Origin of the sequence: Streptohalobacillus salinus (assembly GCF_003201605.1) — a bacterium.
Lineage (GTDB): Bacteria > Bacillota > Bacilli > Bacillales > Amphibacillaceae > Streptohalobacillus > Streptohalobacillus salinus.
In genome coordinates this window covers 12,482-29,012 of sequence record NZ_QJJR01000011.1, presented here as the reverse complement: position 1 = coordinate 29,012, position 16,531 = coordinate 12,482, and the positions used below count along the sequence as shown (strand labels likewise).

Sequence of the window (16,531 nt, the reverse complement as noted above, 5' to 3'; positions counted from 1 at the left end):
TAGAAAGACAACGATCAGACTAAGGTAGCTATTTAAATGATTCGTGATCCAACTTGATTAATGATAAAGGAAAGCAGGTAAGCAAGAATAAATGCGTAACCAATACTAAACCAAGCAAGTCGTTTTGATTGGGTTTCCTTATTAATGGCGGCGACTGTGGCAAGACAAGGAACATAGAGTAAGATAAATACCATAAAACTATAAGCCGATACAGGCGTGAAAGCTTGCTGCAAGACTTCTTGCATGCCTGTTTCAGGAACGACATAAATAATCGCCATTGTCGCAACCACAATCTCTTTGGCCAAGAATCCAGTTAATAATGCTGCGGCTGCTTGCCAAGTGCCGAACCCAAGTGGAATTAATAACGGAGCAAAAATACCACCAATCATCGCAAGGAAACTCTCATCCATAGCGACGTCAACCCCTCCGGGTCCGCTATAAGACAGAAGCCATATAAAGACTGAACCTGCAAAAATAAATGTTCCTGCTTTTTTCACGAAGCCTTTCCCTTTGTCCCAAGTACTACGACTTAACGTTTTCCACTGAGGTAACCGGTAAGGCGGTAACTCGACGATAAAAAAAGACTGTTCATTTTTAAATAACGTTTTGGAAAACACAAAAGCCAAAATAAAAGCAACGACAACCCCTAAAACGTAAAGGGATAGCACAATGAGTGCTTGATGCTGACTGAAGAAAGCACCGACAAATAGTGCATAAACGGGTAATCGTGCTGAGCATGACATTAAGGGTGTGAGTAAAGTCGTGATTAAGCGTTCTTTTGGTTGTTCAATCGTCCGTGCAGCCATAACACCCGGCACATTGCAACCGAAGCTAATGATCATTGGAATAAAAGCTTTTCCATTGAGTCCGACACTCTGCATGATTCGGTCCATAACCGTTGCGACTCGAGCCATATATCCAGAATCCTCAAGTAATGAAATAAAGAAAAAGAGAATAAATATTTGTGGTACGAAGACGAGGACCCCGCCGACACCACTAATGATTCCATCAATGATTAAAGCTTCAATAAATGAACTGGCACCAATCAAATTCAACCCAGCCTGAATAACTGATGTTAGCGGACCAGAAAAGAAAGCATCAAGTAAGTCAGAAATAGGAAAACCGAGCCAATCGAAGGTCAACATAAACATGATATACATCAATGATAAAAAAATTGGTATGCCTAGATACCGGTTAGTGACAATCCGGTCAATTCTTTCTGATAGCGGCGTTGTCTGATTTTTTTCTGTGCACACAGTGGAATTAATCAACGCATCAATAAATTGATCGCGGTACTGATAAATGACTTGTTCGAGGGTTCGGTTTGACGATGCGCTTATTTCCTTATTAGCATCAAGGCGTATCTGTTGCATGACAGTGATGTCACTTGTTTTATTTAAATAGTCTTCGATTTCATGATTACCTTCCAAAAATTGTAGGGCTAACCAGCGTTTATTAAGGCTAGTTTGAGAAAGGTGGTTGGTAATCTTTGCGATTGCATGTTCAATAATAGCTCCGTAATCAATGACGAGTCCAAGTTGATTTGTAGTTTTTAGTTCGGGTAGATGTGATAGTAACATATCAATGCCTTGACCTGTTCTTGCCACAATAGGCATGACTGTCAAATCGAGCGCTTGGGCAAGTCTTTCTGTATGGATGGTTATCCCTCGGTTTTTTGCAACATCAACCATATTAAGGCCAACAATGACCGGGTTACCTGTCTCGCGAAGTTGAAGCGTAAGGTGAAGGTTGCGCCGAAGTTGAGCAGCATCAATGATATTGATCAATCCTTCACAAGTGTCTTCAAGTAAATAGTTAGTGACCACCGTTTCATCCTTTGAGATCGGATTTAATGAATAAACGCCAGGAAGATCGATTAATTGTCCGGATTGATCTACGAATTGCCCGACTTTTTTCTCAACGGTGACCCCGCTCCAATTACCAACATATTCATAAGAATTCGTTAAGGCATTAAATAATGATGTTTTTCCTGTGTTTGGATTACCTAGTAAAGCTATCTGCATGACTTTTCCACCTGAATTGTGCAAATATCTTTTTTACGTAAGCTAACAGCTTGTCCTTTACAGTCAATGACACAGGGACCACCAAAGGGTAATTTATTTTTCAAACAAACTTCACACGCTTCTGAAATACCTAAGTGTGCTAAACGTTTTTGTAGTAACACTTGAACTTGACTTAAATTAGTTATTTGAGCAGTTTCACCTATTTTTAATTCATTCAGAAACATGAAGCATCCCCCATTCTTAATCTATATGATAATGATTCTCATTATTAGTTATGAATCTATCATATACGTTAGGAAGGAAGAGGTAAAGTGAATTGTAGATAATGTCACAAAAGGTTCACAAGATATTTACAGTGCTGACTAAATAGCGTGATACGTGAATGCAATTAAAGATTTGGTGGTGCGCGGCTCAATCGAGTCATTGAAAAAGATTTTAAACGTATACTGAAAAGGGCATTCTTCTACAAATAGTTGCCTTTAAATAATAACAGGAGGGTATTTATAGTCTAGACGATCGCTTAAGTGTAGCAACTTTCCGGTCTGGTTGAACGTTGTGAATTCTAAAAGTCTTTGACCACCACAAGCCTGTAACTTTAATCATAGATTGTCAACATTAGGGATCATTAAGTTTGTAATTTAGCTTGATAACCTTAAACAATAAAAAAGGGCAATGTATCTCCCAATATTTTAGATTAGGAAATACATTGCCGTCTTCATAGAGAATAATAGAGTCATTTAATGACTATTTTTTTGCTTACTCAGCTACGAGTGCTTCATTGACAAACGCAGGTTGATTCATCTGTTCCTTTTCAAGCAAACGTAAATAATTAATGGTGACAACAGACGTATCGCTAAGAAGGTCAACGACATGCTGTTTATAGCGTGTGAAGATTGTAAGGGTATAAAGAATCAAAAGGACCTTTTGCAAGTAGCGTCCAAAGCCTTCTCGAACAATAACGGTTGTCCAAGATAGTTTTTCTTCCTTTAAACAAATAACTTTGATACCAAAAATCATTTTTCCTAACGTTTGACCATGATTAAACTTAGTAAGCAGTATAAAATAAAATAAGTAAATCGCTAACGAAAGACTTGTTTTTAAGGTGCCATCAGTAAAGTAAAACAACGTCATACGTTGGACTGCGCCAATCATGATAAGGTCGATGGTAAAAGCGAATAATCGAATAAAGAATCCACTATAGAAATAATCAGGATAATCTTCAAATGATTTAATCATCATTTATAACCCCCTGTACATGTACATAAATTGCGGTGCCTCTTCGTTCGTATCAATTTCGGATAAAGGTGATGTTTGTTTGGGTAAAAGACCTTCAAAACTGAACATAAACTGACTGAACCAATCCATTTCATCGACTTCATAACGGATCACTTGGGCATTTTCCAGATCATAACTTTCTTGTAAATCATCGATGGCATCATTAAAGTATCCAAGCTCATCAACAAGCCCGTTTTCTACAGCTTGCGTCCCATCATAAATACGGCCATCGGCTAAAGCGTAGACTTCTTCACGGGTCAGATCACGACCGGATTCAACGGTATCAACAAAACGTTCATACATATTGTCTACTAACTCCTGTAAGACAGCGAGTTCTTCAGAAGTGGTTTCTCGTGTCGCTGAACCAAGGTCTTTCAAATCACCACTTTTTATGGTCATGTCTTCAATTCCTAATTTGTCTAACAGCTCACTAATGTTAAACCCTTGCATAATAACGCCAATTGAGCCCGTAATTGTTTCACGTTGAGCAAAAATCTTCTCTGAATTAGCGGCAATGTAATAACCCCCGCTCGCAGCCATGCTTTCCATAACCGTATAGACTGGAATGTCACGCGCTTCTTTAACTGCATTGATTTTGTCTGTTAACTCTGCACTCGCGTAAACACCACCACCTGGTGAGTCAATCCGTAACACAATTGCTTCAATCGATTCATCGTTTTTAATGTGTTCTAAATCACCGAGTAGTTTTTGATGATTGTAGCCAGTAGCCGCGAAAGGTGTCGCTTCTTGATCGATAATTTCACCCTTAACATCTAAGACGGCAATGCGGCTAGTTGAATCACCCTCTTCTAAGACGGTGACACTCGTTGCCTCTTCTAAAAAGCTATTAAAAAATCCTCTGTCTGTTTTATCTTCATTTTCGTCATCTTCTACAATCAATTCGCCAATTTGCGGAATGATGAGTGAGACGATAAGAACGATGATTGCTAGTCCAATTGCTAGCCAACGCTTGTTTGTCATTAAGTTCCCTCCATTAATATAAGTAGATTCGAATCCAATATGTAAAAAGACTCACATGGTTTAGTCTACCAAAAACAAGAAAAAGATGCTAGAGTAAAATGGGTATTTTTTGAATTATCTATCGGTACAGTTGTGTTCTTCTTTTTATCTATTGATTCTTTTTTTAGTAAGAAAGAAAATTACGGAAAGGAATCCATAATTTAAAGCATTTCTGCCGTGCAATCCATTTAGATATGCTATATTAAGCTAATGAATACTAATAAGAATAAAGGTTAGGACGGGGATTATGATTTTAAAACGTTTTTTTAGTTATTATAAACCATATAAAGGATTGTTTTATTTGGATTTTAGTGCAGCCGTTTTTGTCGGATTATTGGAACTGGGGTTTCCACTTGCGGTCAATTATATAATTGATGAATTACTACCAAGTGAGAACTTTACCGTTATTTTGTGGGCTGCTTTTGGGTTATTGCTGATTTATTTAATGAATACGGGCTTGCATTTTGTTGTGACCTATTGGGGGCATATGTTAGGGATTAATATTGAAACAGATATGCGACGAAAGTTATTCAAGCATCTGCAGTCGTTGTCCTTTGGTTATTTTGACAATGCCAAAACAGGTCATTCCATTTCTCGGTTGACCAAAGATCTTGAAGAGATCGGTGAAGTTGCACACCACGGTCCGGAAGATGTCTTTGTTGCGATTATGACCTTAATTGGCTCTTTATGGATTATGGTTTCGATTGATGTACAATTAGGTCTCATTATCTTTACTGTTGTCCCAGTGATTGTTGTCTTTGCAATTCACTTCAATAAAAAAATGACCATTACATTCAGACGGATGTTTCAAGATGTCGCGAATATTAATGCACGAGTAGAAGACAGCATCGGTGGAATTCGTGTCGTTAAAGCGTTCAGTAATGAGGCGTATGAAGAAAACAAGTTCCAAGCGAATAATAGTGATTACCGAGCGACAAAACTCAGTTCATATAAAATCATGGCTCAAAACGTGACAGTCAATTATTTTCTCATGCGTTTGATTACGTTATCGACACTTATGTTTGGTTCATATTTTGTCATTGGAGATGTACTTTCACATGGTGAATTTGTTGCGTTTATTCTCCTGACAAACATTCTGATTGGTCCTATTCAAAAAATCAATGCTGTCATCGAAAGTTATCCAAAAGGTTTTGCTGGGTTTAAACGTTACACAGAAGTGTTGGATACGGAACCGGAAATTAAAGATGCTGAAGACGCTCAGGATTTGGAAATCAACGGTGACATTAGGTACGATGATGTTCACTTTGGTTATGAAGGTCATCAAGATGTTTTATCTGGGATTAATTTGACAATTAATCAAGGGGAAACAGTGGCTTTTGTCGGTCCTTCAGGTGCGGGGAAGACAACCTTATGTAATCTGCTCCCCCGTTTTTACGAGGTAACACATGGAACGATCACTGTTGATGGTATCGATATTCGAAAAGTCACTCAACAAAAGTTACGCGAACAAATCGGCGTGGTTCAACAAGATGTGTTTCTATTTTCAGGAACAATTAGAGAAAATATCGCATACGGAAAACTAGATGCTAGTGATGATGAAATTATGGCAGCTGCTAAACAGGCACGCTTAGATACATTTATTTCAGACCAACCTTATGGTTTAATGACGATCATTGGTGAACGAGGCGTGAAACTTTCTGGTGGACAAAAACAGCGGTTATCCATCGCAAGAATGTTTTTGAAAAACCCACCGATTCTAATTTTAGATGAAGCAACCTCAGCACTAGATACTGAAACAGAAATCATGATTCAAAAGGCGCTTGAAGAACTTGCCGAAGGACGGACAACATTAGTGATTGCGCATCGACTGGCGACAATTAAACATGCAGATAAGATTGTTGTTGTTACGACGGAAGGAATTGAAGAGGTTGGCCCTCATGCGGAGTTAATCGAGAAACAAGGCGCTTATTATCGCCTACACCAAGCACAATTTAATTAATATACACCCACAAAAAACGTTACAGAAAACAATGATAAATACACCCCATGGATTAATTTTTATAGGGGTGTATTTATAGTTAAGATTATTTTTTGAAAAAATAAAATTAAAGAGACAATCAACTAACTCACTTGTACTGCTAACATTCTATCGACAAATATAGGCACCTTATTGTAATCCGTTTGTTGAGGTGAGAGTTCGACTTTAAATGTAACCGCAAGATCCGTTTTCTCATACAACATATCGCGGAACCGATCCACTGCACCACAAAAAAGCGGGTAAAATCGATCACCTGTCCCAAACACAGCTGTACGAAGGTGCTTGTTGGCATGCGTTTCAATCCTTTGGTATAAAGCTTTCATTTCAGTTGGAAGTTGACCATTTCCCCAGGTATAAGTACCAATAATGAAATAATCATACATGTTTATTGTTGAAAATTCAAAGTTATCAATCGACATAAGATCCGTATCAATATGAGAAACAAGTTGATTATAGATGGCTGTAGCAACTTCTTCAGTGTTACCTGTCGTTGACGTATAGACGATACAAGCTTTCAAAAGATCACCTCTTTTTATCCGTTTTAAATCGATTTAGTTAGAGCTCGTCAAAACCATTAGATGAGGATACTTTGGTGTACGTACGTGATTTCTGCTCAAAGAAATCAGATTTTGTTTCGTTCATCATCTCGTCAGAAAAGACATGAATCCAAGCCATCGGATTGTCTCGTTCTGGATAGTAGTTATCTAATCCGAGCTGACGGAATCGTTTATTTGCAAGGTATTCTAAATAATTATGGAACTCATCTAACTCGATGCCATCAATATCCTTTAAGATATGATCTGCCCATTCTTTTTCCAGTTCAATCGCTTTACCAATCGTTTGATAGATATACTCGATATTTGCTTCTGTGTTTAATTCTTTGTTTTCACTTAAGAGAATCCGAATAAATTGTGAGATGAAATAGGCATGTTGCATCTCATCGCGTTGAATGTAAGAAATCATCGTGCTCGTTTTTAACATCTTTTGTTGACGCGCTAAATGATAGAAGAAGGCAAAGCCACTGTAGAAATAAATGCCCTCTAAATTAATTGAATTAACGGCGAGTTCAAATAAATGTTGTGGTGTCGGCCGATCGATAAATTGTTGATACGCATCCAGTATCAACTGGTTGCGTTTTTGGACGATTGGATCCTCTTTTGCTTCATTGAAACGTTTATTTTGTTCACTAAGCGGAACAAGGGAACTTAAGATGTAAGAATAAGATTCATTGTGAACAGCTTCTTGTTGACTAATAACGGCTAAAATAGCTTTAAAACTTGAATCCGTGACATAATGCATCACCTCTGTCATTGTCGGTGTTTGTAAACTATCAAGTGATGCGAGTTGCGTGTTTACACGCAAGAAAATATCCCGCTCAGTATCAGATAAACGATCCCACTGCTTTACATCATCTTGCATATTGATTTCTTGTGCTTTCCAGAAGTTACCAAGCAATGTTTGGTATAATTCATACATTTGTGGATGACTAATATCGTTCCAGTTTAAAATGCCTGACGACTGGCCATTAATAATCCCTGTCGATTTATTCGGTTGAGCTGGATTTAGCAATTTGATTGATTGTAAGGGTTGGTCTACTTTCATTCTTTCACTCCTAACTGTGACATGCTTCGCACTCTTCAATTTCCGTTTGTGATGTGCTTCTTACATAATAGGTTGTTTTTAAACCAAGACGATAACTTTCAAGGTGAAGATCGAGCAATTCTTTTGCTTTAATATCATGTCTGACATAAAGATTAAAGCTAATGCCTTGATCAATATGGCGTTGTCGCATCGCGTTTTGTCTTATGCTTGCATGTTGATCAACTTCGTGACGCGCTTTAAGATAATAAGGATATGTTTTCGGCGTTAAGTCCGGGACTGTGACTTTGAATTTAAAGTTTTTCTTTTCCTCTGCATACATAATCGCATAGATAGGATCGATCCCATCGGTGGATCCACCAATTTTAGCTGTTGATGAGTTAGGGGCAACAGCCATCAAGTAACCATTTCTAATCCCTGATTGTTGCACATCTTTTTGAAGTTGTAGCCAACGTTCAGATGTATATCCTCGACGCTTAAAGTAGTCACCGGTTTCCCATTCAGACCCAGAAAACCTTGAATAAGTTCCCTTTTCTTTAGCAAGCGTATGTGAGGCTTTAATTGTTAAGTAAGCAATTTCTTCATAAAGCTCATCTGCGTACTGAGCGGCAGCATCTGACTCCCAGTAAAGTTGTTTTAGACTTAAAAGATGGTGCCAGCCAAACGTTCCAAGTCCAACCGCACGATAGGCTTTATTGGTTGTTTCTGCTTGTTTTACGCTAATGGTGTTCAAGTCAATCACATTGTCTAAAAGTCGAACTTGAATTGGAATTAATCGCTCAAGCACATCACCCGTTACAGCTTTCGCTAAGTTAATTGATGATAAGTTACAAACAACAAAGTCCCCAGGCTTACGAACGATGACAATGTTTCCATCTGTATCTGTGTATTCATTTACGATAGTAGTGGCTGACATATTTTGTGCAATTTCAGTACAAAGGTTACTCGAATAAATAGACGTGTAGCCTACACCACGCACATGTTTATTGGCATTTTTACGGTTAACTTCATCGCGATAAAACATATACGGGGTACCTGTCTCAAGTTGGGCAACCATAATTCGTGCCATTACATCCATAGCTCGGTACGTTTTTCTTGGCAGTAGTGGATGATCAACAGCTTCTTGATACTTTTCTGTGAAATATTTATGATCGACCTCATCATAAAAATCTTCAAGGCCTAGTGGTTGTCCTGACGCGTCTTTCCAACCCATCACTTGTTTTACTTGGTGTGGACAGAAGGTATGCCACTCTCCGACACTCCGACCAGAAGCATCAGTGATTTGTAACTGTTCCATAAACAGATCGGGAATACTAACGCCAGTGAAGATGTCGTGCGCTTTACGACGTTCATCGCCGTTATTCGTTTTAAGATCTAAAAATCCGTTCATAATGTCTTTATGGAAGATATCTAGATAGACAGCGACAGCCCCCTGACGTTGGCCAAGTTGATCAACACTTACTGCCGTATCATTGATTAGTTTAATCCACGGGATAACGCCTGAAGAATTACCTTTAAATTTCTTAATATCAGATCCTAATGCGCGGACTTTTCCATAATAAACACCGATACCCCCACCATCTTTACTAAGTCTAGCAATGTCCCAGTTGTTTAAATAAATGCCATCAAGTGAATCATCTACAGTATCAATAAAACAAGAAGAAAGTTGTCCAAATGATTTGCCTGCATTGGATAAGGTCGGTGTTGCAACAGTCATGTAGAGGTTACTTAGCGCCCAATAAGCTTCCTTAACTAAAGATAATCGTTCTTCAGCTTTTTCATGTTGCATCAGTGTCATTGCGATAATCATGAAACGTTCTTGTGGAAGTTCGAAAAGTAGTTTATCATGGTCACGTGCTAAATATCGATCACTGAGTAAAAACAACCCAATATAATTAAATAATTCATCTTTCTTCGGATCAATCACTTTTTCTAGCTTGTCGATATCTTCTTTAGAATAACTGGCCAATAGTTCTTTACTATAAATACCTTTTTCTGTTAGGGTATCAATGAGCCCGAAAAAGTTAACATAGGCTTTTTGGTTCTTTCGGTGTGTACTAGCTTCATGATATAGTTGTTGAAGATAAAATCCACTGGCTGCGAAGGTCCAGTCAGGTGCATCAATATCAATATGATTCAGTGCGTAAAACAGTGCCGTTTCACTATGTTTTTCCTCGTCAGTAATGGTGGCTAACTTTTCTTCGAGTGCAGAAAAATCTAACTTGTAATTTGCTTTTAAATGCTGAATGATTTCGTTCGTTTCTAATTGCTGCATATTATTCCCTCTTTCCAAACTGTATTCACAAATTCTAAATAACAAATGATAAATGACGCCGATGAATACTATATGTAGTATTATTGGTGTTTTTTAAATCTATATATAGTATACTACTCGTTTTTGATCGATTTGTCTACAATAAATACAAAAACGTTTATAAAGTATGAATAATAGGATGGGTGTTTAGTTGGGTAGCAACTAGGGAAAATATAGCAGTAATACCAAACGGCACATTATATTAAATAAGTGTGCACGATACGATTGTAAAAGCATAGAGCTTCTATTAAAATGAAATTAAATCAAATAGAATAAATGGGGCAAACTATTCGAAAGATTAGGACGCAAAGCCACGGGTCTAAAGCATTATCGTTAAGATCGCCGGGCTACTTATTAATGGTTAAGCCCACCTTATCTATGAGGTGGTTTTTGTTTTTAACGATTATTTCAATGGTAAGGAATAGAGAATGACACAGACTGTGTGCGAGGTGAATTCAATGCAAACGTTTATTTCGAAAGAGAAGACTGTTAAAGAAGCAATACGTTTAGGGTTACAATCACTTAACCTTTCATTAAATCAAGTTCAGATTGAAGTCATTCAACCTGAATCTAAAGGTGTACTTGGTATGGGTGCAAAGGATGCAATTGTGAAATTGAGTTATGAGTTAAATGAGCAACCTAATGCACCTAACCCAATCGTGGTCAATGTCGCGAAAGACAATCAAGTTGAACGTGAGGATATGGCATTAGATCAATTCCTTAGCTATATTGAGTCGTCAGACCAAGCATTAGATGATGACCGTCTTGACACAGAAGAAATAGATACAAATGACTTTTATGACCATGCCTCATTAAAAGGAAAGGCATGGATTAAGGATTCCACATTGCATGTAAAAGATAGTGAGAAGCATACCCCATCGATTCATTTAACCGATGGTGTTCATGCAAAAAAAGATGGCAAGCGCATAGATAAGCGCGTTTTGTTTGTATCCGAGAAAGAATTAATTACGTTTGACCTAGAAGAAACCTTTGAAAAAACAGAGTGGTCAGTGAAGGTTATCAATCAAGACTTAGCCGTTGAATTAGCAATTAAACCTGGTGTTAAACATACCCGTCAGTTGAAGGATACAGCCCCCAGCCATCAAGTGAAGATTGAATCTACAGAAAAGGTTGAATTACACCAAACGGTAACAGCTGTTGAGATAAAGCAACAGTTAGCGGATTTATCTGTACAATATGGTATCTTTGAAGAAGTGATTCACGAGGCTCTCAACACTTTTGAGGGGGGGACCTTTATCATTGCCGAAGGGAAAGCAGCAACAGATGGCAAAGATGGTTGGTTAGAAAAGATGGTTGCGACAGATGTCTTAGACCTTTCTAAAGAAAATGATGACTTAGCAGCGGTTGATTATCGAGAACGAAAGAAGTTACCAACTGTAGAAAAAGGTCAGATAATCGCGATTATTCATGATCCAATCGAAGGTAAACCTGGGGTTAATGTTCATGGAAAAGAAGTAGCGCCTCGTCTTGCTAAACAGTTGCATGTAAAAACGCAAAAAGGGACATTACTTTTAGAGGACCGGATCATAGCGAATGAAAATGGTCGTCCTTATATTGAGCAACGCGGACAGTACGTCAAAACAAAAGTATTACCCCAAATGGTTCATAATGGTGATGTTGACTTAGGTTCAGGTAATATTGAATTTCGAGGCGATATTGAAATTAAAGGTGAAGTAAAAGAAGGCATGAAAATCCAATCAGGCGGGCATGTGGAAATTCATCAAACGGTTAATGGTGCGACAATTCACGCGCAAAAATCAATCAGAATCAATGGTAGTGTTAACGCAAGTGATGTATCAGCGGGTAGTCATGTTGATGTGGAGATGCAACACTTACTGGAATCGATTTATCAAAAGTCTGAGCGTATGTATATCATGTTGAAACAAATTTTTAAATCAAAAGAATTTAAAACGAGTTCTTACAAAGATACATCAGTCACTTCGCTTATACTGTTGTTAAAAGAAAAACGTTTTGGGAATTTACCGAAAGAAATTGAAAAATTCAATCAGCTTGTCGAACAGGAACAAGCAGTACTAATTGATGAGGAATGGCTTAAGCTTGTTGAGCAATTAAAACATGTTTTCTTCAAAATTCCACAAGTGGATATATCATTGGTCACATTTCAACAAATGATAGAAAATATGAAATCATTAATTGAATTAAGTGCCATTCAAAACGACCAGGATGTTGAACTTATGCTTAAAAATGCATTGAATAGTCGTCTGATTTGCGCTGGTGATGTAACGGTGACGGGGAGATCATGTATTAATACCTATATTGAAGCAGATGGTTTTGTTGAAGTGAAAGGTATATTAAGAGGTGGCCATGTTTTTGCAGGTGCTGGATGTAACATTAATGAAGTCGGTGGTCGTCTCGGAGCGAAAACAATTGTGCGGGTACCAGAAGATCAAAAAATAAGGTTAGGTAAAGTATTAGAGGGCACGGTTATAAAAATTGGTGATATGCAACATATTTTTGAGCAGAGTGAAATGGGTGTTTATGCGCGTCTAAATGCTGAAGGTGATTTGCAGTTGCATTAACGTAAACAGTTAAGGTACACTTTATCTGCAAGAAAGGAAGGGATGAAGATGCGTTATAAAAGAAAAGAGCCCTTTCGGTATCAATTTTTAGAACCTGTGGATGGCGCTTTTGTGATACTGCTGAATCATGAAGATACAGAAAAAATAAAGCGTACAGATTCTGGGGCAATGAAGATTATTGATATCAGTCCTAAAGGGATGCGATTTAAGAGTAAATTAAACTTGCCTACACACAAAAAAGAATTTTTAATTGAAGCTACTTTCTCGCTAGAGGGCACAACATTGACGATGCTAGGAAAAATCGCTTGGAAAAAAGAAGAAAATGATTATTATCATTACGGTATTGAAGGATTTGAAGACGCTGAACGTGAACAGGGGATTACACATGCAGTAAAAGAGTACAGTAAACGACGCACAGATGGTGGGGGCTTAGTCTAAGCGACTAGGTCTCTTATTTTGGTTAAATAGTCGGAAAAATATTGTGCTAAGCAGTTGTTTTGAGCGTTGTATAAGTCCTTAGTGTTAACAATTTGTGAATCTTTAGAAATGATCTATACATTTTAAAATAAATTTATTAAGAATTACCTTGAACAAGCCGATAATAAAATAGTATGATGGAATTAGAGTTTGTTCAGGCAATAAATTATCTTTTATTGGAAATTGAAAGCGCTTTTATAACAGGAGGGTATCGGTCATGAAATTGTTAAGAAAAGGTAAAGAGAAAGTGTCTAAAGTAAAGAAAGAAAAGATTAAAAAAAGTAGAGGTGGAATTAACAAGATAAAGCATCGTGATGCTAAAGGAAAAGCAACTAAAAACAATAAAAAATTCAGTCTACATAATATTTCAATTGGTTGGAAATACGGTATTGTCATTATAACTATTTTTATATTATTATCAATTTCAACGGCGTTAGTTTCCCAAACTTTATTTGACATTCAAGATAATATGGATACTGTTGAAGCCCAAGGAGATCGAGCTGTTCTTACAACTGAACTCAGTGCTCAAATTCAATCTAAAGGGTTATCAGCCATGAACTTTATTCAATTCGGTAATGAAACACACCGATCAGATTTTGAAACAAAAAAAGCACGTATTGATGAATTGCTAGAGTTTTTGGGTGAAAATATTCAAAATGAAAATCAACAATCATTATATAATGAAGTATTAGCGAACAATCAAGCCCTCGACGATATGTTTTATAATGATATCATGGAAAACGTTGGTGCAACTGAAGATATTCGACGTTTGTATAGCAATCGGTTCAGCAGTTCAACAAATACAACCTCGTTATATTTAGAATATTTACGTGACATGATCATTGAAGATCGTGATCAAGCAGTAGCTGATGCTGATCAGTCGCAAGCATTTGCAATGACGATGTTGCTTGCGTCAATGCTCATTTCACTAATCATCGGTTTAGTTCTGGTATTGATTATTTCACGCTATGTTTCTAAACACTTGAATCGTGTTGTTAAGACCAGTGATCAGATTGCCACTGGTGATTTAACAGCTGAAACAATCAATTATCAAGGGAAAGATGAAATCGGGCGACTGTCTTCTTCAATCAATACAATGAAAGCACAGCTTATTACAATGATTAACCAGATCAGTGAGACCTCAAATCAAGTGCGCAGCGAGAGTGAACAACTGAATCAATCCGCGAATGACGTGAAGACTGGTACAGAACAAATTGCGATTACAATGGAAGAGTTGGCTACTGGAACAGAGTCTCAGGCAACCTATGCTGGTGATTTAGCTGAGACAATGAAAGCCTTTGCTGATCGAATTAATGCTATCGGTGCGAGTAGTGAAACGATTAATGATTCATCACGTGTGGTACTAGAAGAAACGCAAGCTGGAAATACGTATATGGAAAAATCAATCAGTCAGATGACAACGATTGATCAAATCGTAAAGGATGCTGTGAAGAAGGTATCAGGCCTGGATGAACAATCAAAACAAATTACCAAACTTGTTGGTGTGATAAAAGATATTGCTGATCAAACGAATTTATTAGCATTAAATGCAGCGATTGAGGCGGCACGTGCCGGAGAGCACGGTAAAGGTTTTGCCGTTGTCGCTGATGAAGTACGTAAATTAGCAGAACAAGTGAATGATTCGATTGGGGATATTACAGGCATTGTTCAAACGATCCAACAAGAATCACGCTCTGTATCTGATGCGTTGTCTAAAGGTAATCAAGAAGTTGAACAAGGGAAAGATGATATCGAACGCACCGGGGTTCGGTTTAAGTCAATCGAAGAAGCGATTGCGACGATGACAACCCATGTTCAAACAGTAATGGATGGACTCGTAACCTTGGCAGCTGATAGTGAACAGGTCAATGGATCAGTTCAAGAAATTGCTTCGATTTCAGAAGAGTCAGCAGCAGGTGTTGAAGAGACATCAGCTTCTGCTGAGGAAGCATCAACATCGATGGAAGAGGTTGCAAGTGGTTCTCAGATGTTAATGGATTCAGCAAATCGCCTGAACGAGTTGATTCGTCAGTTTAAAATTGATGAAAAGCACAATAAAATATAAGATAAAAAACAATGGCGTTGGATTTGATCCAACGCCATTGTTACATGTGTTTATTTATAAAAAGCCAGTTCTTCTTCAATTGCACGACGAATGTTAGTTAGGCAATCATTAATATCTTTACCTTTAATTCGACGACCATTAACTAATGCAAACGGTCTGAGCCGGCACAAACCACAAAAAGATAGACATTCACTTGAAATAACCGAGACTTCAGGGTATTCTGATTCAAATAAGTCTTCTGTTTCGATGGTTTGTAATAGATTACTTTCACAAATCTCAACAATGACAATACCGATTGTACCCACGCCCCTATTGTTATGTTATACTGAAAGAAAAGTATAAAGCAAATCGACAACGTTGTCATTTCATCTGCTCACCACCGTCATGGTCAACAACATTCTAAACTTTTATAATAAAAAAATAAAAAAATCAAAGTTTGTTATTTACTTCACAAACTTTTTTATGTACTATAGTCATAAGGGCAGGTGTTGGAAATGGCGAAAGATAAATCGACAAGAGAAGCTGTGTTAGAACTCTTAAAGAAAAAACAGGAATTATCAGTGAGTGGCTTAAAGGAATTTCTTGATATAACGGAAATGGCTGTGCGTAAGCATTTGATTAAGCTCGAAGGAGAAGGTCTGATTTCATCTCGAACAGTGAGACAACCAATGGGCCGTCCGGTAATATTTTATAGTTTAACTAAAGCGGGTAATGATTTATTTCCGAATAGTTATGGAAAAATTGCTGTTGAAATTTTACATGATATAAAAGATAGTATGGGTGAGGACGCGATTGATATCTTGTTTAATAATCGTGAACAGCGCATGCGGAAAAAATATCAACGTCGTATTTTCATTGATGATCCTTTAGCTGATCGAGTTAAACAATTGGTAGATGTCCAAGAAGAAAGCGGCTATATGGCAGAGATGGCGAGCGATCCGGAATTAGGAGATGGCGCGGTTACTTTTGCTCAATTCAATTGTCCAATTTCAGCGATTGCCAATGAGTATGATAAGCCGTGTGAATGTGAATTGAAACTCTTTAAAGAGGTTTTAGGAACGGATGATGTTGAACGGGTTTCATGTATCGCTAAAGGCGGTAAGAGCTGTAAATATGTTGTTAAGGAAGATAAAGTGAAAAACAGTCAAATATAGCTGAATAAAGCTAACAAAAAACCCCTGCATTGATATCTTTATC

The 16,531-nt window shown here is 37.6% G+C and carries 13 protein-coding genes and 1 riboswitch; of the genes, 5 read left to right on the top strand and 8 right to left on the bottom strand.

Translation table 11 applies throughout. The annotated features are described in order from the left end of the window. Positions 1–32: 32 nt before the first annotated feature. The 4 genes from feoB to sppA form a co-directional block, all read right to left on the bottom strand. A complete protein-coding gene (gene feoB / locus DES38_RS09150; RefSeq protein ID WP_110251808.1) occupies positions 33–2,024 on the bottom strand; it encodes a ferrous iron transport protein B in 1,992 nt (663 codons plus the stop codon). Next, positions 2,015–2,248: a FeoA family protein gene (locus tag DES38_RS09145; RefSeq protein ID WP_110251807.1), complete on the bottom strand. Its 234-nt coding sequence runs from the start codon at positions 2,246–2,248 to the stop codon at positions 2,015–2,017. The genes feoB and DES38_RS09145 overlap by 10 nt, the downstream gene beginning before the upstream one ends. A 532-nt stretch (positions 2,249–2,780) precedes the next feature. Then, on the bottom strand, positions 2,781–3,263 hold the full coding sequence (locus DES38_RS09140; protein WP_110251806.1) for an RDD family protein: 483 nt from the start codon (positions 3,261–3,263) through the stop codon (positions 2,781–2,783). Continuing rightward, positions 3,264–4,280 carry a signal peptide peptidase SppA gene (gene sppA / locus DES38_RS09135; RefSeq protein ID WP_110251805.1) on the bottom strand — a complete coding sequence of 339 codons (1,017 nt, stop codon included), beginning with the start codon at positions 4,278–4,280 and terminating at the stop codon, positions 3,264–3,266. Positions 4,281–4,569: 289 nt separating this feature from the next. Here sppA and DES38_RS09130 point away from each other — a divergent pair, with 289 nt between their 5' ends. Next, on the top strand, positions 4,570–6,279 hold the full coding sequence (locus DES38_RS09130) for an ABC transporter ATP-binding protein (RefSeq protein WP_110251845.1): 1,710 nt from the start codon (positions 4,570–4,572) through the stop codon (positions 6,277–6,279). A gap of 122 nt (positions 6,280–6,401) precedes the next feature. On the opposite strand, the gene DES38_RS09125 is transcribed toward DES38_RS09130, so the two are convergent. Genes DES38_RS09125 through DES38_RS09115 form a run of 3 tightly spaced genes read right to left on the bottom strand, consistent with a single transcriptional unit; the run spans position 6,402 to position 10,192 of the window. After that, complete coding sequence (locus DES38_RS09125; RefSeq protein WP_110251804.1) at positions 6,402–6,836, bottom strand: flavodoxin domain-containing protein; 435 nt, start codon at positions 6,834–6,836, stop codon at positions 6,402–6,404. A 37-nt stretch (positions 6,837–6,873) separates the two neighbouring features. Next, entirely contained in the window at positions 6,874–7,920 is a 1,047-nt protein-coding gene (locus tag DES38_RS09120) for a ribonucleotide-diphosphate reductase subunit beta (protein ID WP_110251803.1), read from the bottom strand. Positions 7,921–7,930: 10 nt separating this feature from the next. Next, positions 7,931–10,192: a ribonucleoside-diphosphate reductase subunit alpha gene (locus DES38_RS09115; protein ID WP_110251802.1), complete on the bottom strand. Its 2,262-nt coding sequence runs from the start codon at positions 10,190–10,192 to the stop codon at positions 7,931–7,933. Positions 10,193–10,501: 309 nt separating this feature from the next. Continuing rightward, a riboswitch (cyclic di-GMP riboswitch) is annotated at positions 10,502–10,586 on the top strand. Positions 10,587–10,689: 103 nt separating this feature from the next. On the opposite strand from DES38_RS09115, the gene DES38_RS09110 reads away from it, so the two are divergent. The 3 genes from DES38_RS09110 (at position 10,690) to DES38_RS09100 (ending at position 15,334) form a co-directional block, all read left to right on the top strand. Continuing rightward, entirely contained in the window at positions 10,690–12,792 is a 2,103-nt protein-coding gene (locus tag DES38_RS09110) for a FapA family protein (protein WP_170114380.1), read from the top strand. A gap of 48 nt (positions 12,793–12,840) precedes the next feature. Further along, positions 12,841–13,230 (top strand): PilZ domain-containing protein, encoded by a 390-nt coding sequence (locus DES38_RS09105; protein WP_170114379.1) that lies wholly within the window; start codon positions 12,841–12,843, stop codon positions 13,228–13,230. Between the two features lie 256 nt (positions 13,231–13,486). Continuing rightward, entirely contained in the window at positions 13,487–15,334 is a 1,848-nt protein-coding gene (locus tag DES38_RS09100) for a methyl-accepting chemotaxis protein (protein ID WP_110251799.1), read from the top strand. Positions 15,335–15,384: 50 nt separating this feature from the next. On the opposite strand, the gene DES38_RS09095 is transcribed toward DES38_RS09100, so the two are convergent. Then, a complete protein-coding gene (locus tag DES38_RS09095; RefSeq protein ID WP_170114382.1) occupies positions 15,385–15,630 on the bottom strand; it encodes a YuzB family protein in 246 nt (81 codons plus the stop codon). Positions 15,631–15,828: 198 nt separating this feature from the next. On the opposite strand from DES38_RS09095, the gene DES38_RS09090 reads away from it, so the two are divergent. Beyond that, positions 15,829–16,488 (top strand): helix-turn-helix transcriptional regulator, encoded by a 660-nt coding sequence (locus DES38_RS09090; protein ID WP_110251797.1) that lies wholly within the window; start codon positions 15,829–15,831, stop codon positions 16,486–16,488. Positions 16,489–16,531 lie beyond the last annotated feature (43 nt).

Excerpts from the sequence above, each read along its gene's own strand:
- sppA (WP_110251805.1), bottom strand. The coding sequence starts at position 4,280 with ATGACAAACAAGCGTTGGCTAGCAATTGGACTAGCAATCATCGTTCTT.
- DES38_RS09110 (WP_170114380.1), top strand. The coding sequence starts at position 10,690 with ATGCAAACGTTTATTTCGAAAGAGAAGACTGTTAAAGAAGCAATACGT.
- DES38_RS09090 (WP_110251797.1), top strand. The coding sequence starts at position 15,829 with ATGGCGAAAGATAAATCGACAAGAGAAGCTGTGTTAGAACTCTTAAAG.
- DES38_RS09140 (WP_110251806.1), bottom strand. The coding sequence starts at position 3,263 with ATGATGATTAAATCATTTGAAGATTATCCTGATTATTTCTATAGTGGA.
- DES38_RS09100 (WP_110251799.1), top strand. The coding sequence starts at position 13,487 with ATGAAATTGTTAAGAAAAGGTAAAGAGAAAGTGTCTAAAGTAAAGAAA.
- DES38_RS09145 (WP_110251807.1), bottom strand. The coding sequence starts at position 2,248 with ATGTTTCTGAATGAATTAAAAATAGGTGAAACTGCTCAAATAACTAAT.
- DES38_RS09120 (WP_110251803.1), bottom strand. The coding sequence starts at position 7,920 with ATGAAAGTAGACCAACCCTTACAATCAATCAAATTGCTAAATCCAGCT.
- DES38_RS09115 (WP_110251802.1), bottom strand. The coding sequence starts at position 10,192 with ATGCAGCAATTAGAAACGAACGAAATCATTCAGCATTTAAAAGCAAAT.
- DES38_RS09105 (WP_170114379.1), top strand. The coding sequence starts at position 12,841 with ATGCGTTATAAAAGAAAAGAGCCCTTTCGGTATCAATTTTTAGAACCT.
- feoB (WP_110251808.1), bottom strand. The coding sequence starts at position 2,024 with ATGCAGATAGCTTTACTAGGTAATCCAAACACAGGAAAAACATCATTA.